The organism is uncultured Rhodoblastus sp. (assembly GCF_903903185.1).
In the GTDB taxonomy this organism is placed as follows: domain Bacteria; phylum Pseudomonadota; class Alphaproteobacteria; order Rhizobiales; family Beijerinckiaceae; genus Rhodoblastus.
On record NZ_CAIUXT010000212.1, the window covers coordinates 1 to 20,928 of the forward strand.

The 20,928-nt window shown below is 63.5% G+C and carries 16 protein-coding genes; 8 read left to right on the forward strand and 8 right to left on the reverse strand.

The genetic code is table 11. From position 1 onward, the window contains the following. Positions 1 to 665, forward strand: a 665-nt coding sequence (locus QZY01_RS18540) for a CoA ester lyase (protein WP_294540152.1), incomplete at its 5' end; no start/stop codon positions are given. A gap of 103 nt (positions 666 to 768) precedes the next feature. Beyond that, the gene (gene hspQ, locus QZY01_RS18545) at positions 769 to 1,098 is read left to right on the forward strand and encodes a heat shock protein HspQ (protein WP_294540154.1); all 330 of its coding nucleotides are present in this window, start codon (positions 769 to 771) and stop codon (positions 1,096 to 1,098) included. Positions 1,099 to 1,180: 82 nt separating this feature from the next. Here hspQ and QZY01_RS18550 read toward each other — a convergent pair whose 3' ends face one another. Then, positions 1,181 to 1,885: an invasion associated locus B family protein gene (locus QZY01_RS18550; RefSeq protein WP_294540156.1), complete on the reverse strand. Its 705-nt coding sequence runs from the start codon at positions 1,883 to 1,885 to the stop codon at positions 1,181 to 1,183. A 222-nt stretch (positions 1,886 to 2,107) separates the two neighbouring features. On the opposite strand from QZY01_RS18550, the gene QZY01_RS18555 reads away from it, so the two are divergent. The 3 genes from QZY01_RS18555 to QZY01_RS18565 all read left to right on the forward strand — a co-directional run bounded on the left by QZY01_RS18555 (position 2,108) and on the right by QZY01_RS18565 (position 5,713). Next, positions 2,108 to 3,976 carry an extracellular solute-binding protein gene (locus tag QZY01_RS18555; protein ID WP_294540158.1) on the forward strand — a complete coding sequence of 623 codons (1,869 nt, stop codon included), beginning with the start codon at positions 2,108 to 2,110 and terminating at the stop codon, positions 3,974 to 3,976. Positions 3,977 to 4,151: 175 nt separating this feature from the next. After that, positions 4,152 to 5,159, forward strand: coding sequence for a patatin-like phospholipase family protein (locus QZY01_RS18560; RefSeq protein WP_294540160.1), 1,008 nt, complete (start codon positions 4,152 to 4,154; stop codon positions 5,157 to 5,159). Beyond that, complete coding sequence (locus QZY01_RS18565; protein WP_294540162.1) at positions 5,156 to 5,713, forward strand: NADPH-dependent FMN reductase; 558 nt, start codon at positions 5,156 to 5,158, stop codon at positions 5,711 to 5,713. Before QZY01_RS18560 ends, QZY01_RS18565 begins: the two co-directional genes overlap by 4 nt. Here QZY01_RS18565 and QZY01_RS18570 read toward each other — a convergent pair whose 3' ends face one another. Both QZY01_RS18570 and QZY01_RS18575 read right to left on the reverse strand, forming a co-directional pair. Further along, positions 5,714 to 6,310, reverse strand: a complete 597-nt coding sequence (locus QZY01_RS18570; protein ID WP_294540164.1) for a cysteine hydrolase family protein — start codon at positions 6,308 to 6,310, stop codon at positions 5,714 to 5,716. 266 nt (positions 6,311 to 6,576) lie between these two features. Next, positions 6,577 to 9,744: an autotransporter domain-containing protein gene (locus QZY01_RS18575; RefSeq protein ID WP_294540166.1), complete on the reverse strand. Its 3,168-nt coding sequence runs from the start codon at positions 9,742 to 9,744 to the stop codon at positions 6,577 to 6,579. A 673-nt stretch (positions 9,745 to 10,417) separates the two neighbouring features. Here QZY01_RS18575 and QZY01_RS18580 point away from each other — a divergent pair. Continuing rightward, complete coding sequence (locus QZY01_RS18580) at positions 10,418 to 11,242, forward strand: DUF4239 domain-containing protein (protein WP_294540168.1); 825 nt, start codon at positions 10,418 to 10,420, stop codon at positions 11,240 to 11,242. A 96-nt stretch (positions 11,243 to 11,338) separates the two neighbouring features. Next, positions 11,339 to 11,929, forward strand: coding sequence for a ParB-like protein (locus QZY01_RS18585; protein WP_294540170.1), 591 nt, complete (start codon positions 11,339 to 11,341; stop codon positions 11,927 to 11,929). Here the strand turns inward: QZY01_RS18585 and QZY01_RS18590 are convergent. Further along, the gene (locus QZY01_RS18590) at positions 11,823 to 12,398 is read right to left on the reverse strand and encodes a cysteine hydrolase family protein (RefSeq protein ID WP_294540172.1); all 576 of its coding nucleotides are present in this window, start codon (positions 12,396 to 12,398) and stop codon (positions 11,823 to 11,825) included. The genes QZY01_RS18585 and QZY01_RS18590 overlap by 107 nt on opposite strands. A gap of 330 nt (positions 12,399 to 12,728) precedes the next feature. Here QZY01_RS18590 and QZY01_RS18595 point away from each other — a divergent pair, with 330 nt between their 5' ends. Continuing rightward, complete coding sequence (locus QZY01_RS18595) at positions 12,729 to 13,580, forward strand: PEP-CTERM sorting domain-containing protein (protein WP_294540174.1); 852 nt, start codon at positions 12,729 to 12,731, stop codon at positions 13,578 to 13,580. 275 nt (positions 13,581 to 13,855) lie between these two features. On the opposite strand, the gene QZY01_RS18600 is transcribed toward QZY01_RS18595, so the two are convergent. From QZY01_RS18600 to QZY01_RS18615, 4 genes are all read right to left on the reverse strand, one after another. After that, on the reverse strand, positions 13,856 to 15,109 hold the full coding sequence (locus tag QZY01_RS18600; protein ID WP_294540175.1) for a DUF6081 family protein: 1,254 nt from the start codon (positions 15,107 to 15,109) through the stop codon (positions 13,856 to 13,858). A gap of 373 nt (positions 15,110 to 15,482) precedes the next feature. Next, positions 15,483 to 19,001: a transcription-repair coupling factor gene (gene mfd / locus QZY01_RS18605; RefSeq protein ID WP_294540177.1), complete on the reverse strand. Its 3,519-nt coding sequence runs from the start codon at positions 18,999 to 19,001 to the stop codon at positions 15,483 to 15,485. Between the two features lie 75 nt (positions 19,002 to 19,076). Continuing rightward, positions 19,077 to 19,373 carry a succinate dehydrogenase assembly factor 2 gene (locus QZY01_RS18610; protein WP_294540179.1) on the reverse strand — a complete coding sequence of 99 codons (297 nt, stop codon included), beginning with the start codon at positions 19,371 to 19,373 and terminating at the stop codon, positions 19,077 to 19,079. Between the two features lie 120 nt (positions 19,374 to 19,493). Continuing rightward, complete coding sequence (locus tag QZY01_RS18615; protein WP_294540181.1) at positions 19,494 to 20,852, reverse strand: tlde1 domain-containing protein; 1,359 nt, start codon at positions 20,850 to 20,852, stop codon at positions 19,494 to 19,496. Between the last annotated feature and the right edge of the window lie 76 nt (positions 20,853 to 20,928).

Below are 20,928 nucleotides of genomic sequence, written 5' to 3' on the forward strand. Positions count from 1 at the left end.
ACATTCATTATTTCGACCAATTGCTGGCCCAGCTCGAAGCCCGGCATGGCGTGACGAAGCCGATCTTGATCCACGCCATTCTGGAGACCGCCGAGGGCGTGAAGAATGTCGAGGAAATCGCCCTGGCCTCGCCGCGCATGCATGGCATGAGCCTTGGCCCGGCCGATCTCGCCGCCTCGCGCGCCATGAAGACCACCCGGATCGGCGGCGGCCATCCCGAATACAAGGTGCTGGCCGACCCGACCGGCGACGCGACCAGGGAACGCCCGGTCTATCAGCAGGATCTGTGGCATTACACCTTCGCCAAAATGGTGGACGCCTGCGTTTCCGCCGGGATCAAGAGCTTTTACGGGCCCTTTGGCGACATCGCCGATCCCGTCGCCTGCGAAGTGCAGTTCCGCAACGCCTTCCTGATGGGCTGCGCCGGCGCCTGGTCGCTGCATCCGAGCCAGATCGCCATCGCCAAGACGGTGTTCTCGCCCGACGCCAAGGAAGTGGCTTTCGCCCGGAAGATCCTCGACGCCATGCCGAACGGCTCCGGCATCGCCATGATCGACGGCAAGATGCAGGACGACGCCACCTGGAAACAGGCCAAGGTGATGGTCGATCTGGCCCGCCAGGTCGCGGCGAAAGACCCGGATTACGCCGCTGTCTACGGTTTTTGACGGCCGGCGCCGCGTCCCTTCTCCCCTGAGGCCTACGCGAGATTGACTCCCGCGCCGGGCTGTGAAACCTTTCCGGCCCTGCAAGGCTCGACAGGGATCTTTCATGAAACCGCGCGAGGCCAAATACGCCATTGGCGACGTCGTCAAACACCGCAAATATCCTTTTCGCGGCGTGATCTATGACATCGATCCGGTCTTCGCCAATACCGAGGAATGGTGGCTGTCCATCCCCGAGGAAGTGCGGCCCGCCAAGGACCAGCCATTCTATCACCTGTACGCCGAAAATTCCGAAACCGAATATATGGCCTACGTGTCCGAGCAGAATCTCGAACGCGACGACAGCGGCGCGCCGCTGCGCAATCCGCAGATCGACGAGGTTTTCGCCCGCAGCGACACCGGACGCTATGTCCGAAAGGGCAATGTCCTGAACTGAATTCGAATCCGGACATCAAAAAAAGCGCGGATCGAAATCCGCGCTTTTTTATTCGAAGGATCGCCGGAGCGCCGACGAAAGCTTATTTCTGCGGCGCGGCGGGCGCGGCCGGGGCGGCGGGCGCCGGGGCTGCGGGCTGCTGCGCTTCGAGCTTCTTGCGCTCTTCCTCGGCGCGCTTCTGCAATTCGGCGGCAAGCTTCTTCTGCTGCTCTTCGAGCACTTTCGGATCGATCGCCGGGCCGTCGAAAGCCTTGCCGAACCCCGCCAGCGGCAGGTTGAACACGACTTCGGCATTGGCCTGATTCTTGACCACGACCGTCATGTTCGCGCCCTTCTTGGCGGCTTCGACCACGTCCTTCTTGACCTTGGCTTCGGCGAAACAGCCATTGGGGAAGCAGATCTCGAAGGCGCCTTCGGTAACAGGGCCCTTGTCGATGGCGAAACGGAAGCCGGGGCGCAGCATCAGGCCGACCGGCATCAGAAAGCGCACGATTCTTGTATCCTCGCCCTTCACGTCATAGACCGCCAGCGCCAGCACCGGCGGCTGGCCGGCCTGGGCGCCGAAATCGCGCGTCGTATAGCAAATGTCCTTGTTGGCGGCCTGGTCGTGTCCGCAAACCTTGGTCCAGGTCTCCTGCGACGGGATCAGATCGACCTTCACCGGCCCCTGCGGCGCCGGGCCGCCGGGAGCGGCAGGCTGGGGCTGCTGGGCGAAAGCCGGCGCGCAACCGAGGGCCAGAGCGCCCGCCACCCAAGCGGCGGCAATGCGGGACGAGAACGAAGACATTCGAAATCCTTTCAACGGAGCGGCGGAAGGCGGCGGGGAAAATGGCGCCCGCTCGCGCTCGTTAGCGAATTGGTGCGCTCTTCGCCTCAAATTGAGGCGACATATTGACGCCGACTTCATATCGCCTTCATGGAGGATTTTCCAGCGGGTAAATGCCGCGCTCGCCGAAATTTGTGAAGGCGGCCGCCTGACGAGGCCCGCGCAATGATCTAGAATCGCGCCATGCGCCCGATTTTCATCTCCGAAAACAGACTTCTGTCGGCCTGCCGGGGCTTTTTCGCCGCCGGGCGGCGCAGCTTGCTGGCTTTTGTGCTGCTCTGCGGCCCGGCGGCGGCGCAGCAGACCGCGACCGGGCGAATCAGCCACGCCATCGCCATGCATGGGGAACCGGCGCTGGCGCCCGATTTCGACCATCTGCCCTATGCCAATCCAGCCGCGCCCAAGGGCGGCGTCCTGCATCTCGGGGCCATGGGCGCCTTCGACAACCTCAATCCCTATGGCGTCAACGCCGGCTCGACCGCGCAAGGGCTCGCCGGCCCGGTCTATGAAAGCCTGATGGCGCGTTCGCTCGACGAGCCCTTCACCCTTTACGGCCTGATCGCGCAAACCATCGAGACCGACGCGGCGCGCAGCTTCGTCACCTTCCGCCTGAATCCCTCCGCGCATTTTTCCGACGGCGCGCCGATCACCGCCCGCGACCTGATTTTCACCTTCAACCTGCTCAAAACCCGGGGCCGGCCGCAGCAGCGCGCCGCTTTTTCGCTGGTGCGCTCCATCGACGCGCCCGACGACCATACCGTGCATTACGACCTGACCGGCGCCGACGACCGCGAATTGCCGATGATTCTGGCGTTGATGCCGGTGCTGCCGTCCCATGCGATGACCGAAAAGCGGTTTACCGGGGAGGGACTGGCGATTCCGCTCGGCTCCGGCCCCTATCGCGTCGCCGAGGTCAAGCCGGGCGAAAGGCTCGTGCTGCGCCGCGACGACAACTACTGGGCGAAAGACTTGAGCATTCGACGCGGCCTCTATAATTTCGACGAAGTGGACTTCACCTATTCCCGCGACGACAATAGTCTGTTCGAAGCCTTTAAAGCCGGCCTGATCGATTATCGCGACGAGGACCAGCCGCATCGCTGGATCGAGGGCTATGATTTCGCCGCACGCCGCGACGGAAGGGTGATCGCGCAAAGCTTGCCGCTCGGCGGCCCCAAGGGCCTGCAGGGCTTCGCCTTCAACACGCGACGCGCCCTTTTCGCCGACCCGCGTCTGCGCGAGGCTCTGGCGACGATGTTCGATTTCGAATGGATCAACGCCAATCTCTATTCGAACCTCTACACCCGCACCAAGAGCTTTTTCGACGAATCCGAACTCTCCTCCTCCGGCCGTCCGGCCAGCGCCGCGGAACGGGCCTTGCTCGCGCCCTTTCCCGGCGCCGTGCGCGAAGACATTCTTGAGGGCCGCTGGACGCCGCCGCGCTCGGATGGCGGCGGACGCGACCGCGAAACCGCGCGCCGCGCCCTGCAACTGGCGGCGTTGGCGGGCTGGCGCCTGCACGAGGGCGCCCTGACCCGCGACGGCAAGGCGCTGGCCTTCGAAATTCTCGTCGCCAATCGCGAGCAGGAGCGTCTGGCGCTGCATTTTGCCGGGCAATTGCGGCGCATCGGGGTCGAGGCGCGGGTGCGCGACGTCGATGAAGTGCAATATCAGCGCCGCCGCCAGCGCTTCGATTTCGACATGATCGTCGGCCTTTGGCAGGCTTCGAGTTCGCCCGGCAATGAGCAACGCATGCGCTGGGGCGGCGACAGCGCCGACCAGGAGGCCTCCTACAACCTCGCCGGGGCCAGAAGCCCGGCCATAGACGCGATGATCGCCGCCCTGCAATCGGCGCGCTCTTGGCAAGAATTCGTCACCGCCGCGCGGGCGCTTGACCGGGTCCTGCTGTCGGGCTTTTATGTCGTGCCGCTGTTCCATGCCCGCGATCAATGGGTCGCGTATTGGCGCCGCCTCGCGCGGCCCGAATCCCTGCCCCGTTACACGCCGTCGCTGTTCGGCGACGTCCTGGACACATTCTGGCGAGCGCCCGAATAGATGGGCATAAATGCCTGCAATAATTTGCCTCTGCAAATTTATCATTTGAAAACAATATCTTGCTTTGACATTATCGAGCCGTTGGAGGCCGTCCGCCGCCCGTGCGCCCTTGCCATTTCCGACGCGGCCCTTAACTCTTGCCCAGGCGTCGCGGCAGCGCAAAGCGGAGACGACAGTGGATTTTGTCAAGGCGGCCCTAGATCTGCGCCGCAACGATCGCCGTCCGTGGCCTCCCCGCCTGCTTGCCCTTGCTTTGCAGGGCGGCGGCTCGTTCGGCGCCTTCACCTGGGGCGCGCTCGACCGGCTCCTGGAAGAGGACAGCATCGCCTTCGACGCCTTTTCCGGGGCGAGCGCCGGCGCGGTCAACGCCGTACTGCTGGCGAGCGGGCTCGCGAGCGGCGGGCGCGAGGGCGCGCGGAAGACTCTCGACGAATTCTGGACCGGCGTCAGCCAGTCGGCCTTGTTCCTGCCCAAGGCCGTGACCTTGCCGATGGGCCTGCTGGCGCGGACGCTCTCGCCCTATCAGTTCAATCCCTTCGACCTCAACCCGTTGCGGCAGGCGCTCGAAAAGAGCGTCGATTTCGAACTTTTGCGGAAAACCGCCAGCCCGCGCCTGCTGATCGCCGCGACGCGGGTCAGCGACGCCAATCTGCGCATTTTCCGCAATGCGGAGCTGACGGTCGAGCATGTGCTGGCCTCCGCCTGCCTGCCGCTGATCCATCACACCATCGAGATCGACAATGAGGCCTATTGGGACGGCGGCTATGTCGCCAATCCTCCGCTGACGCCGCTCGTCGCCGAAAGCGACGCCTCCGACGTGCTGATCGTCCAGATTACGCCGACGCGCTCGCAGGCCGTTCCGCGCAGCCGGCCCGAGATCGAACGAAGGATCGACCAGATCAATTTTTCCTCGACGCTCGACCGCGAAATCGAGGCGATCCGCCTGCTGGCGCCGCTCTGCGCGGCGGGCGACGCCTCCGGTAAATGGGCGCGATTGCGACTCGACCGCATCTCCGCCGAAAACGAGATCGAGCTTCTGGCCGAAGCCAGCCCCGCCAATCTCGAATGGTCCTTCGTCTCCAGCTTGCGCGACGCCGGCCGCGCGGCGGCCGAAGGCTGGATTTTGCAAACCGACCATCCGATTCCCCATCCCGCTGAATTTTTGGGAGACCCCGCCTCATGACCGCCAAAGTTCTGCATTTCGTCACCTTGCTCGGCAGCCTGCGCAAGGCGTCGGTCAATGGCGGCGTCGCCCGCGCGCTGCCGGCTCTCGCCCCCGAAGGCGCGACCATTTCGGCGCTCGGCTCGGTCGGTGATTTTCCGCTCTATGACGCCGATCTTCAGGCGCAGGGATTTCCGGCGGCGGTCGAGGCGATGGGCGCCGCGATCCTCGCCTGCGACGGGGTGATCGTCGTGTCGCCGGAATATAATTATTCCGTGCCGGGCGTGCTGAAAAACGCCATCGACTGGCTGTCGCGCCTGCCCTCGACGCCGTTCAAGGCCAAGCCGGTGCTGATTCAATCGGCCTCGCCCGGAGCGCTCGGCGGCGCGCGGATGCAATATCACCTGCGCCAGACCTTCGTCTTTCTCGACGGCCGGGTGATGAACGGACCCGAAGCGATGATCGGCGGCGCCCTTGGCAAAAGCGACGCAGCCACCGGCGACCTCACCGACGAGGCGACGAAGGCGTTTCTGCGCAAGCAATTGGCGGCTTTCGCGGAATTTGCGCGGGGCTGATCAAACCCGCGCCGCCGCATCCTCGACGACAATCGCAAAACGGTCGGCGAGCGCGGCGAGTTCCGCGCGGTGCAGGGTCGCGGCGTCCACCGCGCCGCCGAGCAGGGGAAGCGGGCGCGTCGCGCAGGCCCTGGCCACCACGGTGGCGCGAAAGCCGAGTTCCAGCGCCGCGCGCACCGTGGTGCTGACGCACATATGGGTCATGAAGCCCACGACGATGATCTCCTTGCGGCCCGTGGCGCGGATTTTCTCGGCCAGCCCCGTGCCTGCGAAGGCGTTCGGCAAAGCCTTGACCACAATGGCTTCATCGGCGCGCGGCGCCAGTTCCGGGACGATCTCCACCAAGGGGCCATCGGGCGCAAAAATCGGGCTGCCGGCAGGCCCGTGATGGACGATGTGAAACACCGGCGCGCCAGTCTTGCGCGCGCGTTCCAGAACCTTTGCCGCTTGCACCACGGCCGCCGCAATATTCTCCAGCGTCAGCGCGCCCTCGGAATATTCGCGCTGACAATCGATCAGGATCAAGGCGGAATCCTCGAACCGACTCGGGTCGAGCGGCAGTCCGGCAAGCTGCATCAGGGATTTGGGTTCGCTCATCGCCTGTCTTTCAAGCTCGGCGCAGCCGGCAGGCCGCATCAAATTGCTCGCATGAAGAAGCCAACCGGTAAAGATTCAAAAATCCCGACGCGCCTTTGCGCATCGGCAGACAGCGGCGATCGGAAGGCGCGACGCCGTTTCGAACGCGCCGGCTCAGCGAGGCAACAAGCCGGCGACGCAAAACGCACGGGCTGTTTTTCATGCGCCCAGAGGCTGTCGGCGCGGCCTCAAATCGAACGCCAGGCTTTCTGGCCCCTGTCGCCGTCTCACCATTTGACCCTTACGCCGAGAGCCGCCTCGCTGGAGGTCGCATTACCGCGAAACTGGCCCTCGTACTTGGCGAACAGGGCCACGTTCTCGGTTTGCCAGGCCGCGAGGTTGACCGCTAACACCGCGGCGGCGCGGCCCGGGTTGGCGGCGGCGATGGTGAAGGGTTGGTCCAGCAGCGCCGCTTGCGTCGTGAGCGCCTGGTTGCCGAAGTCCTCCGTCCAGGAGCCCTTGAGCTGCACCATATAGGTGGTGAGGCCGTTATGAAATAACCGGGTCGCCCATAGCCCGACTTCGCTGGTCAGCCTGTTGAAGGACTGCGAGGGAAAACTGAGGCCGAAATCCGTGGTTTCATTGAAGGCCCGGCGGTTGAAGGTCTGGCCGGTCAGCCCGACGAATGGCTTGAGGGTCGTTCCCTCGACATCGAACCGGTAACCGGCGTCGCCGGCGATCAGCCCTCCCCACCCGTTGATCGATCCCGAGGCCGAGGCGAACTGGCCCGGGAACGAAATGGTTCGCGAAGCGCCTCCCGAAGAAGGGCCCGCCGCCAAACGTCCGTCGAAGACGAGCGGGCCGGGCGTCCAGGTGGCGTATAACGCCCCTGCATAGGTATTCCCGGTCGCTTTCGTAAAGTCGCTGCCGGTGGAGGTGTAGGTATAACCCAGCGCACCGCCCGCGATCAAATCGGGCCCCACCAGGCCGTCGCCGCCGATCGCGAAGCCGCCGCTGGAGGTGTTCGCGCCGGGGAGGCCGTCGGCCGCGCCCACCCGCGACCAGCGGCCGTATCCCTGGCCCCATGTCGTCCATTGGGGTTTGGCGATCGGAGCCGCGGGCGCCGCTTCTGTCGGGAACGGGACGCCTTGCCCCGCGAGCGCCTGGAAGACCGGGCCGGTCGTGCTCGAATAGGAAAAGGCCATATTTGGGGTCAAAGCCGCCTGCACATCCCCGAGTCCCGCCAGGAGCATGGCCTGACGGTCGGCGATCACGCCGGAGAAGGCGGAAAAGGCATCCAGCACAGCCCCCGCCGTCGCAGCCTGGCCCTGACCAGACAGGGCCCCCAACGCCGCGGCGCTGCCGCTGACGTCTTGCCCATAGAGAGAGTCGTAGATGGTCCGGACGGTTCCCGACAAGGCCGGCCCCGCCGGCGGACGAACGCGATCGAGCACGCCGGCCAGCGCTCGCTGATTGGCGTTGAGGGACAGCGTCGCGGCGAGGGTGGCGAATGACGCCGGCGTCACGTCCAGCGTGAGGCCGTAGGGGGCGTAGACGACATCGAACCGGGCGTTTGGCGCGAGAAGACCGTCAGTCGGCTGGATCAAGCCGGCGAAGGAGCCGGTGACGGAGGCGCCGTTCAAGGCTGTGAGGAACGGGAAGACCGCGCCGATGGTCGGGACGTAAGTGTTGGAGCCGCCGGGGATTCCGCGCAAAACCGGCGTCAGCACGCCATTCGCCGTGAATGTATGGTTGGCGCCCTCGACGACGATCTTGTCATAGGTCCCGGGTCCGCCCGGGACTTGCAGGGGGCCGTCGACATTGACCCGTGTGTTGGCGGTGGCGCCCAGCGCCACATTGCCGCTGAACGTCAGCGTGCCCGGGGACGTGCCGGTCAGCGGAATTGAAGCCGGCAAGACGCCGCCGAAATAGGCGACGAGGTCGCCGTAATTGGGCAATTGCCCGGCATTGAGAACGCCATCGATGACGGTGTCGCCCTTGATCCAGCCAAAACCCGCCAGCGTGGCGCCCTGCTCGATGAGCAACTTCGTGGCGAGGGTCAGGGTTCCGTCGACGCCAAGCGCGCCGCCGCTCACCATGACGTCGCCGGCGGCCGAGGTCCGTCCTGCGACGATCAGATAGCCGGCGCCGGTCTTGGTGAATCCGCCGGCCGCCGCGAGTGGCTGGCTCCAATAAGTCATTTGCTGATAATCGACTTTTTCCTCGTGGCCGGCGGCGAGCGTCGTCGGGCCGGAGACCGCCCGATCGAGGCGGATCATGCCATAGCCGTAGACGGCGTTGACCCCCGCCTCCCCGCGGACGTTCTCGGCGGTGGCGAACAGGACATGCGCAAGGTCCTGGGAATTGTAATTCGGATAGGCCCCGCTCAGCAGCCCGAGCGCGCCCGAAACCATCGGCGCCGCCATCGAGGTGCCATAGTTGAAGCCATATCCAGTGTCAGTCGGTTTCGGGTAGCCGAAAGGAAATGTCGAGTAAATCCCGGGCGTTGCCGCGGGGTCGGTTCCGCCTCTCTCTGCCGGATTGCCTCCCGGAGCGGCGACGCACCAGCTTGCCGTGACGCCACAGGCGTTTGCAAAGGTCGAAATATTCTTGTCCTTTCCGACCGCCGTTACGCCGATGATCAGACCGCTCTGCTGCAACAGAGTCGAGAAATTTAAATTTGCGCCCCCATCGGAATAGACGCCCGCGTTGGCGTTAACGCCTGGACGGATGAACGGATAGAGGGCAAGGCCGCTCGGGTTGAGGCCAGCGACCGGATTGGACTGGCGGTCGTTGCCCGCAGCGGCGACGATGATTTTGCCTTTCGAGATCGCATACAGCGCCGCCCCTGCCCAGGCCGCCTCTTCCGCATCAACTTCCCATTTGGTCAGACCCTTAGTGCCAAAGGGCAAAGCCGGTCCCCAGCTCCCGTTATAGATGCGGACATCTTTGAGATCCGCAAAATATATGAGCGATTCCGCCAAAGCATTGTTGACGCCAGGGGCGTTGCAATTCTGGTTCTCGCAGGCGGCGGTATCGGCCAGAGCCCGAAGCATCACGACATTTGCGTTGTAGGCGACGCCAGGCGAAGAGCTATCCCCGGAAGCCAGGATAATGCCGGAAACATGGGTCCCGTGACTAGCAAGATCGTAGTAATCGCCTGGGCCCTCGATCTCCCCGGGCGCGGGCAGCACGAAATTCCTGCTGCGGGGATCGATCTTGCCTGCCCCGGAGAACCCTGGGGGAACTTGATTGTTGACGATGCCCGTATCGGCGACCGCTATGGTGACGCCGGTTCCGATGTAGTTGCCGACCGAATTCCAGGCGGCCGGCGCCCCGATGAGCCCCAAACCATATTGGAGAGACGCGTTGTAGCCCGGAGGGGTCTGGGCGCTGGCGGGCGGCGCGGCGGCGAGCAAGGCTGCTATTGCGCTTGATGACAGCAGCAAGGCCATGGCCCTGGCGCCAGGCCCTTGGATCGCCTGGCCTCGTCCGGTTCCGGGCATTGAATCAAATTGCGGCTTCATGGCGCACCAATCCCTTCCCAATTGATGCGAAATGGCTGCGCTGCGCGGGCCAGGCATCGCTCATTCCGCTGCGTTGCTATCAATACAATGGCGCAAAAAACGCTAAATCCAATTCGTAGGCCAAAACTTATAACAAATATAATGACTTAGAAATAAAAAAACGCGTCGACAAGAGGCTGCCGCGCCAACCCGGGTTCTTCCTTGTTTGGCGTCGGCGCCGGGGCGGGTCGCCCCTGGCTTTTCCCCGGATTATCTCGCTCGATGAGGTCCCAAAAGCTGGCGGGCTGGTTGTTGGCGGCGAACCCCGGCAGGGTTTCGAATGAAACGCGCCGCAATCTCGCCGACCGCGCGCGGATCATGCCGATAGAATTTCAGGCCGGAAAAACGAACGGGCGGCGGCCATCGAAAAGCGTCCGGGCGGAGGAAGAATCGACGCCGCTCAAGAGACCACAGGCGGGACCGCCCACGCCAACGAAAAAAAGCCTCGCGACGCCACCGCAGCCTATCCTAATTTGTTGTTATTTATCGCTAAAGTAGGTATACGGCATCGGTCGCCCGAGTTCGTCATCGGGCAGTAAACCGCGCGGAAAGCGAGCCTCGAATGTTCGCCATTGTGACGACTGCTGTGGACGCCATAGCCAATTCCGCCAATTCGTTCTCGGATGGGGCGATTCTCGCGATTTCGGCTGTGAGTTTTGGCCTGATCGGCGGCTTGCTGGCATTTTTGGCAAACCGATTATGGTTTCGCCACTGGCCGAAGCACGACGCCTATGACGACAAGCTCGGCGAAGCCGCGCACTCGAGCGTGCTCGGATTTTCTGCATTTGTTCTGGCGTTGCTGATCTCGAACGGACTGACAACCCTGTCGGAAACCGACAAGGCGGTGCGGTTGGAGGCGACCACGATCTACCGTCTGGGCAGAGAACTGGACGCGCTGGGTCCTTCGGGCGGCGCGGCGAAACAGGCGCTTGCATCCTATGCGCAGGATGTCGCCCAGGACGAGTGGCCGCGCCTGGCCACGCAACCGGTTGCTCTGTCGCCGCTTGTTCAAAAAAATCTCGACGATCTCTGGACAGCCGTTCGCGCGATCCAGGAAAGCCAGGCGGCAACCGCGCCCTCGCGATCCGATTTTCGCTCCGACCTGTCGAAGCTTATCGCGCAGATCGAAACTTCCAGGTCGGGACGACTTTCGATCGCCACCCTGAATATACCCGAGGACTTCTGGGTCCTGCTCGTGCTGTTTGTCATCGCCGCGTCCGTTCTCAGCGGGCGCGACACCGCGCATCGCTTCGGCATACAGATCAATATGATGCACATGTCCGCGATCGGACTGGCGACGGGCATGGTGGTCGTTCTCGACAATCCATTTCGCGGAGACACCAGCATCGGCCCGGAGATCATCCAGCATGCTTTGACACCCTTCTGAGATTGGACACATCGGTCGCCGGACTGAAAAAGGGCCGGACCGGTCCGGGCGATGTCCGCAGGATCGAAACCAGCAATAATCGCGAGGCGGCGGCGCATGACCGGACCAAAGATTGCAATATCCAAACTGCGGCCGACCCAGATGACGCTGGGTCTTGACGAAGTCGCAAGCCGGGCGGCGAAAATTGCCGACATGGACGCTTCGGATATCGAGGCGCTTCTGCACAGGAAGCCGATTCCCTATGTCCTGGGCCCTCGAAGGCAGATCTACATCGTCGACCATCACCATCTGGCGCGCGCGCTCTGGTCTTTGCACATTTCCGAGGCCGTGCTGGGCGATCGACTCGCCGACTGGTCCGACAAGGAGCCGAAGGAATTCTGGCAGGCGATGGACTCGAAACATTATTGCTGGCCCTACGACGCCGAAGGCAATCGCCGTCCCTATGCCGCGATTCCAACCTCGATCGTGGACCTCACCGACAATATCTGGCGTACGCTCGGGCGGCGCCTGCGCGGCAAGGCGTTCGACGACCACGATACGCCCTACCAGGAATTCATGTGGGGCGATTACTTCCGCACCTTCATGAGCCGGCGCCTGATCGAACTTGAATTCGATCTCGCCATGGAATTGGCGGAGAAGCTCGCGCGCCTGCCCGAGGCGCAGGATCTGCCCGGCTACCTGGGCTGACGCCGGCCACCACGGTGGCGCGAAAGCCGGGTTCCAGCGCGGCGCGCACGCTCGTGCTGACGCACATATGGGTCATGAAGCCGACGACAATGATTTCTTCCCGGCCCGTGGCGCGGATTTTTTCGGCCAGCCCCGTGCCGGCGAAGGCATTCGGCAGAGCCTTGACCACGACGGCCTCGTCGGCGCGCGGCGCCAGTTCCGGGACGATCGCGACCAAGGGTCCCTCGGTCGCGAAAATCGGGCTGCCGGCAGGCCCGTGATGGTCAATGTGAAACACCGGCGCGCCTTTTTCACGCGCGCGCTCCAGAACCCTCAAAGCTTCCGCCACCGCCGCCGCGATATGGTCGAGAACCAGCGCGCCCTCGGTATATTCGCGCTGGCAATCGATCAGGATCAAGGCGGAGTCGCCGAAACGGCCCGGGGCCGGCGGCAGGCCGACGAGTTGCATCAAGGATTTCGGTTCGCTCATCACGCGCCTTTCATGTTCGGCGCAGCCGGCAGGCTGCGTCCAACAGATCGCATGACGAGGCCATCTGGTAAATCACTGAAATTAAATGGCGTTCAGCGCTCTGGCCGCGCCAGATGCCATTCGCGAATTAACGATTTCCGATTCGCGGAATGCAATCCCGATCGCCGCAGACTGTGCGTTTCGGGAACGCCCAGCCGCCGCTGGTTTTCATTTTTTTCAATAAAATCAATTAGTTAGAGTGTCGGCAATCAGATTGTCTCCGATGGCCTCGGCCTTGCGAAGGATACGACAATGATCACCCCAGTCGGATCAGACCAAGGAGCCAACCCAATGACCAATGTTTCCAAAAGGATGGCCGTTTTCACGGCAGCGACCATCGCATTAACAGGACTGTTCACCGCCAGCGGCGCAGTCGCCGGTGTGCAGTTCATCGTGAGCTTCGAGGCCGAAGCGGCGGGAGTCCAGAACACCACCGCCACCTTTTCGGTCGGCGGCGTCGAGAACTTCGACAGCCTCGCGGTCCACAAATACCCGCAATCCTTCACCACCAATTTCGGGACCAGCGGCGTCGGATCGACGATTACCGGGACCTACGCGGCGGAAAGCGGCAACGGCGTCCAGATCAACGCGGCCGACAAATACGGCGGCGCGGGCGGCGCGGGCAACTATGCCGTTGCGTTTTCGAAAACGCCCTATGCGTTGACGCTGTCCTCCGATGTTTCCGGCGGCGTGAACTACTTCGGCTATTGGTTGTCGGCCCTCGACAAGGGTAATTATGCCACCTTTTACGGCGACGGCGGACAGAAGCTGTTCACCTTCGATCCGTCGGACGTGATCAAGGCTGTGAATCTTTCGGCGAATCCGCGCCTTTACTACGGCAATCCCAACGCGGCCTTCAAAGGCCAGGATGGCGGCGAACCGTTCGTCTTCGTGAATTTTTTCGACAAGACCGGATCGTTCTCCAAAGTCGTCTTCAGCGAAAACAATTTTGGCGGCGGCTATGAATCCGACAACCACACCGTCGGCCATTACGCCACCATGGGTCAGGGCACGCAAGTAACCTTGATCCATTCCGTGACCGGCGTTCCGGAACCCGGAACCTGGGCGCTGATGGGGCTCGGCTTCGCCGGTCTGGGCTTCCTCGGCTATCGCCGGAACAGGCTGGCCTCCGTCGTCGCCTGATCGAAACCGGTCATGAACAAGGAAAGACCGCCGCGAGGCGGCCTTTCCGGTTCTGGGCCCGAGCCCGGATTTTCGCCCGCGACGACACGCATCGCCCTTGCCCCGCACTGCCGGTCTTTTGCGCGCCGGCGCACAGCAACAATAAGACGGCGCGATTCCATTCGGGGACCCGCCGGCCAAATTGACGGTTTTCCGCAATGGCTCACTGCGGCTTCAAGGCATCAAGGTCCTCCCGGAGGTTGACGGCGTCATCCTGGTTCGATGTGCGCTGCGACCTATGCCCGTCCAGACTGGAGCCCCGCCCGCCGTCTCCGCTCGATCCAGCCGAGCGCTCCAAAACCGGCGAGCATCATCGACCATGTTCCGGGTTCGGGGACGGAGGTGGTCGTGACTTCGAAACTGCCAAAGCTGGCGATCGCGCCCTGACCGAAGATGCGATTCGCGATCGGGACCGAGACGGCGAGGTCTGGCCGTTCGCTCAACTGGAACGGAAAACTGTCAACCACACTGAACAGCCCGAACCCGATCGCGAAGTTCTGAATATCCGTCGCGAGCGGTTCGCCCGGCCCGTAAGATGGGTAAGTACCCGTGAACGGAACGCCCTGGGCGTCGAGAGGAATGCCGATGTTCCCGATGTGCGTGAGCAGGGAGCCGTCCAGATAATAATCGACCCCTGACAAGGCGCCGTCGTGGCTATAGCGGATCGACACCTGATGCGGACCGCCTCCGATGCCGTTCGCGACCTTGGCGATCTGGGTATAAATGTCGCCAATTCCGACGTAGCCGGGATCTCCGGGATTCAGGCTGGGGTTGACAACCGCCGAGGGCAGACGCTCGTAAAGAGTCATCGCCTGATTGCCAGATATAAAGATGTCGAACAGCTGTCCGGTCGAGAAATCGATCATGTTCATCACCGCCGCCGCCTGCTGTGACGCGAAGGTCGGCGCCGAATAAGGCGCGCCGCTTTGGATGTATGTGCCGTTGATGATGCGGCCATCCTGAACGCCGGGCGTTTGCGCCTGGATGGTCGTCGAGAAGGTCAGCGAGCCTTTTTGGGGTACGGCAAAGGACGAATTGCTGGCGGAGATGTATTTGAGATGGTCGTAGACGCTATAGTCATAAGACGTCTTGAACGGCGCCGCCGAAATGTTGAACTTTCCGCCGACAAAATTCCGGGTGTCGTTGACGGCCATCTCCCCAAGTCCATACGGGGTCGACCATTTCGCATAATAGTCGGCGAGCGTATACCCACCGGGCGCCTGAAAATTGTCATAGACTATCGTGCCCGCATAGCCGGGCTGAACTGCCGCCACAAGGGCGGATACTGCCAATACGCTCACGATTTTGTAGTTTCGCAGTTTAGTCATAATGCCTCCTTGTCGCTCCGTTGATACCGAAACGATTGTAAAAAATGAGGAATATTTTCCGAAACGCGCTATGCGACCTCCAGAGAGGGTCGCCAGTCCAAGCTTAGCTTGCAATTTTTTCAAGTCCTTGGCAAGCGCAGACCGCCGCCGACGCAGGGTCAAAGCCGTTTTGACATAAATATATCCAAATCAACAATATTAAATGTAGTAATTGCATGAAATACAGCGCATTCATGAAATACAAAATATGATTCAATAAAAATATGTAGTATTAGCAGATTCCGAGGATGGCGGACCGGCGCACTTTCATCGCCAGAGCATAGCCGCCGCCGCGTCAGCCGCCGCCATCGCCGCGCCGAGACCATGGAAGGATATGCGCTTCATAGCCCCGCCCCCGACGCCATGAGCCTCGAATGACAGGCGCCCGCGGCCATGTCCGCCAGTGTCCCCTGACCCCTGCTTTGTGAGCTTAAGCACCCCGGGCCGCCAGTCGAGCCCGCCAGACCATTTGCCCGGCGCGCGCTTGCCCCGGCGCTCACGCGCTCTTCTTCTCCGCAATCCCCACCAGTTCGCGCAGAATCGCCCTTGCGCCGCTCAAACGGTCCTTGGCGCGCGCATAATCGCCGATGAAGACGATCTTCATGTCGGGGCGCACCTTGGCTTCCGAACCCTGCCGCGAGACAAAGCGCACCAGTCCCGCCGGATTGGCGAAACTATTGTTGCGAAAGCCGATGATGATGCCTTTCGGCCCCGCCTCCAGCTTTTCGACATGGGCGCGGCGGCACAGCAGCTTGACCCCGACCAGCACCATCAATTGCTTGACCTCGTCCGGCATCGGGCCGAACCGGTCGATCATTTCGGCGGCGAAACTCTCGACATCGGCTTCTTCATCCAGCGTCGCCAGCCGGCGATAAAGTTGCAGCCGCAGGTCGAGATCCTCGACATAGGATTCGGGGATGGTGACCGGCGTGCCCAGGGTGATCAGCGGCGACCAGGTCTCTTCCGCCGCCGCGCCGCCGCCCGCCTTGAGCGCCGCAATGGTCTCGTTGAGCATCTGCTGGTAAAGCTCGTAGCCGACTTCCCGGATATGGCCGGATTGTTCGTCGCCCAAAAGATTGCCGGCGCCGCGCATGTCGAGATCGTGGCTGGCGAGCTGGAAGCCGGCGCCGAGCGTATCGAGCGATTGCAGCACTTCGAGCCGCTTTTGCGCCTGCGGCGTGATCGTGCGATTGATCGGCGTGGTGAACAGCGCATAGGCGCGGGTTTTCGAGCGCCCGACGCGGCCGCGCAACTGATAGAGCTGCGCCAGCCCGAACATGTCCGAGCGATAGACGATCAAGGTGTTGGCGGTGGGAATGTCGAGGCCGGATTCGACAATATTGGTCGAGACCAGAATGTCATATTTGCCGTCGTAAAAGGCGCCGATGCGCTCTTCCAGTTCGGTCGCCGCCATTTGTCCATGGGCGACGGTGAATTTCGCTTCCGGCACATTCTGCCGCAGCCAGGAAGTCGCGTCGTCGAGGTCTTCGAGACGCGGACAGACGAAGAAACTTTGCCCGCCACGAAAGCGCTCGCGCAACAGGGCCTCGCGCAAGATCAGATCGTCGAACGGCGTCACGAAGGTGCGCACCGCGAGGCGGTCGACCGGCGGCGTGGCGATGATCGACAATTCGCGCACGCCGGTCAGCGCCAGTTGCAGGGTGCGCGGAATCGGCGTCGCCGAAAGCGTCAGCACGTGGACCGCGGCGCGCAATTCCTTGAGCTTTTCCTTGTGGGCGACGCCGAAATGCTGCTCCTCGTCGATGATGACGAGGCCGAGATTGTTGAACGAGACACTTTTGCCGAGCACCGCATGGGTGCCGATCAATATGTCGATCGTCCCGTCCGCCGCGCCGGCTTTCGCCTCGCGCATGCCGCCCGTTGAGACCATGCGCGACATTTGCGCGAGGCGGATCGGCAGTCCGGCGAAACGGGCCGAAAAATTCTTGAAATGCTGGCGCGCGAGCAAGGTCGTCGGCACGACGAGCGCGACCTGCGCGCCATTGATCGCCGCCGCGAAAGCCGCGCGCAACGCGACCTCGGTCTTGCCGAAACCGACGTCGCCGCAGATCAGCCGGTCCATCGGCCGGCCCGAGGCCATGTCGGCCAATGTGGCTTCGATGGCGGAAAGCTGGTCGTCGGTTTCGTCATAGGGGAACCGCGCGCAAAATTCGGCGTAAAGCCCCTCGGGGGACACGAATTTCGGCGCCTCATGCAGCGCGCGCGCGGCGGCGATCTTGATCAGTCCCTGCGCCATCTGGCGGATGCGCAGTTTCAGCCGCGCTTTCCGCTCGCGCCAGGCGCCATGGCCAAGCCGGTCGAGCGGCGTCTCCGACTCTTCCGAACCGTAGCGCGTCAGCAGCTCGATATTTTCCACCGGCACGAACAGCTTGTCGCCGCTCGCATAATGCAGTTCGAGGCAATCGTGCGGCGCGCCCGCCGCCTCGATATGTTTCAAGCCGATGAAGCGTCCGATGCCGTGATCGACATGGACGACGAGATCGCCCGCCGACAAGGCCGCGACTTCGGAGAGAAAATTCGCCGCGCGTTTCTTGCGCCGGCGCTGCGGCGCGAGACGGTCGCCCAAAATATCCTGTTCGCCGATCACCGCCAGATCGCCGGCGACAAAGCCCGATTCGAGGCCGATCACCGCCAGCGCCACGCGCCCGTCGCGCAAACCCAGCGCCTGCGACAGAGAGGAGACCGGCTCCTGTTTCTTCAAGCCATGTTCGGCGAGAACCGACCCCAGCCTGTCGCGCGAGCCGTCGCTCCAGCCCGCGACGATGACTTTCTTGCCCTCGCCTTGCAGGGCGCGGATTTGCGCCACGGCGGCCTCGAACACATTGGCGTTTTCGTCGGCGCGTTCGGGCGAAAAATTGCGGCCCGGCGCGCCGCCGCAATCGACGACGAGGTCCTTGCCCCCATCCGGCGCGGCAAAGGGCGTGAACCGCGCCACAGCCGCCCTGGCGAGTTGCGCGGAAAATTGTTCGGGGGTGAAATAAAGCTGTTCGGGCGGCAGCGGCTTGTAATTGCACTGGGCCGGATCGCGGGCATAGACCGCGCGGCGCGCGTCGTAATAATCCTGGATCTGATTGAACCGCTCGGCGGCGACGGCCTCCGCCTGGGCGTCGAGCAGCAGCGGCGCCTCGCCGATATAATCGAACAGGCTGTCCATGCCGTCATGCAGCAGCGGCAGCCAATGTTCGAGACCGGCAGGGCGGCGGCCTTCGGACACCGCCTCGTAAAGCGCGTCGCCGCGCGTCTGCGCGCCGAACAGCGCGATATATTTCTGGCGGAAGCGTTTGATCGTCTGCGTCGTGATCGTCGCCTCGTTGACCGGCACGAGATCGAGCGCGCGCATTTGTCCGGTGGTGCGCTGGCTTTCGGGATCGAAGGCGCGGATCGACTCTAAAATGTCGCCGAAGAAATCGAGCCGCACCGGCGCGGCAAGGCTCGGCGGATAGAGATCGACAATGCCGCCGCGCATCGCATATTCGCCGCTCTCGCGCACCGTCGAGGCGCGCAAAAATCCGTTGGCTTCGAGCCATTGCGCGAGGGCCTGGAGATCGACGGCGGCGCCCGGCGCGGCGGAAAAGCTCCGCGCCGCCATTTCGCGCAAGGGCGGGACGCGCTGGGTCAAAGCGTCGATGGTGGTCAGCAGCAGGCGCGGCTTTTCGAGCGAGGAGCGGGTGCGCGCGAGCCGCGCCAGCGCCGTCATGCGCTGCGCGGCAATGGCGGCGTTGGGCGAGACGCGGTCGTAGGGCTGGCAGTCCCAGCCGGGAAATTCGAGGATTTCCGCTTCCGGCGCGGCGAAAGCGAAGGCCTCGCGAAACGAGCGCAGGCGCTGGCCGTCGCGCGCGACATGGACGAGCGCGCATGGAAGCCTCTCGCCGGCGCGCGCCAGAACACGCAGCAGGTCGGCGCCGATGAGCGCGTCGAAACCGTCCGGCGCGCACGAAAAGATCAGCGAGCGGCCCTTGTCGAGTTCGGCCGAAGCGCGTTGCAGTTGTTTCATCAAAGTCGATTCAGTTCCTGTTGCAATCGACGCCGCAAGACCGGGGGCGACCGCGTCATGCGCGAACCGCAGCCTTCACAGATGCACCGGCGAATGATGGGTGTGAAACGCCTTGATCGTCTGGAAGATCGGCGCGTCATAGACCGGATCGACCGGCTTCGACCCGGCGAACCATGAGAAAATATCGCCGTCCTGCGCCTCGATGAATTTTTCGAGCTGGTCGAGTTCTTCCTCGCTCAGACTGTCGATGCGGGCGTCGGCGAACTGGCCGAGCAGCAGATCGACCTCCCTCATGCCGCGATGCCAGCAGCGAAACAGAATTCTGCGGCGGCGCGGGTCCAACCCTTCGCTCGATCTCTGCGTCCCGGACATGAGGCCTCCAAAGCCAAATACGCCCGCGCCCCTTTTTCGGGCGTAAGCGGATTTTGGACTTATAGGGTTCTGCAACGGAACTGTCAGCGACTAAGTTTGGCCGGAAGCGCAGCGAAAACCTTACCGCCGCGCCACCACCACCAGACGGCGCACCTCGCCGTTCATATAGGCCTGCAGGAAGGCGCGGTAATTGCGAAACGACACGCAGCCGTTGGAATCGCCGCGCGCGCCCAGCATGAACGTGTGGGCGAGCAGGCCATTGCGGCCATGGGTGGTTCCGCTGACCGGGTTCAGACGCAAGGCCTGGACGCCATGGAACAGGCTTTCGCGCAATTTCAGCTCATAGACCGCCGGCGGCGTCGCGCCGCGCATGCGCAGATGGACATGGTCGGGATCGTCGAAATAGGGACCGAGCCCGGAATGAGCCTCAAGCCGCTCGCCGCTCGGCAGATAGACCGTATGCGCGGCGATGTCGTAGACGGCGGTGCCGCCCGAGGTCGTGACCGGCGAGGGGCTGGACGTCGCGCCGCTCGACAGCCGCAAGGCCGCGCCTTCCTGCGCGGCATAGGCCAGTTGCTGGCCCGTCGCCTGCAGGCCGCCAAAGATTTTCTCAAAGACATTGCCCTGTTCGCCTTGCGCCAGAGTCGGAGCGCCGCCACGGGCCGAGGCGCGGGAAGCGGCGCGGCGCGGCGTGGCGTTTTCGGGAACGCGCGGCAAAGCTGTCTGGACCTCGCGGGGCGCGGACGGTTCGACCGCGCGGGGCGCGACCGTTTCGACCGCGCGCGGCTGCGTGCTCAATTCGGACGGACGGGCGGGAGGAACCGGGGCGTCGGCGACTTCAAGCTCCGCGAGCTGTTGCGGCGGCTTCGCCTCCAGATCGGGCCTTGGCGGCGGCAGCACCAACGGCGTGGACGGCGGCGTGGATTGCAGCGCGATTTGCCGCGTGTTTTGCGGCGCGGCTTGCGCCTCTTGCCGCTCGGCGGGCGGCGCGGTTTCGGCTTCCGCGACCTGTTCGCCGGGCTCCACCGGATCGGCGAGCACGAACAATGGCTGGCTTTGCAGCGGTGAGAAAGCCGGGCCGATCGGCGCGTTTTCGGCCATCAGCGCGGGAACGCCGACGAGCGATCCTTCCGGGTCGAACAAGGCGCCATAGGGATTTCTGGTTTGCGCCGACGCCGCCTGCCTCATCGAGGTTTTCGGCGCGGCGCGGGCTTCGATCTGGGCAGGAGCGGGAAGCGGCTGGGCCGCTTCCGCATCCGCAACCTGCCGGCGCAATTCCGGCAGCGGCAATGGCGCCGCCATCTGGCCGGGGGCCGCATTGATCGCCTGTTCGGCAAGGCCGCCGGCCAGGCGCAGCGCCACCAGGGCGCTGAAAGTAAAGGCGGCGACGACGGGCGCGGTGCGGACGAAAATCTTGCGGGGCAAGCTCGAACGCGTGACCATCTCGGGGTCGTAGGGCTGGAAACTCCACTCGCTCATGCGCCGGCTCTCACAAACATTCCGCCAAATGCGCCCATACGGCGCCCTTCGGGTTCGCCCTGCGCGGCGCCGTGAG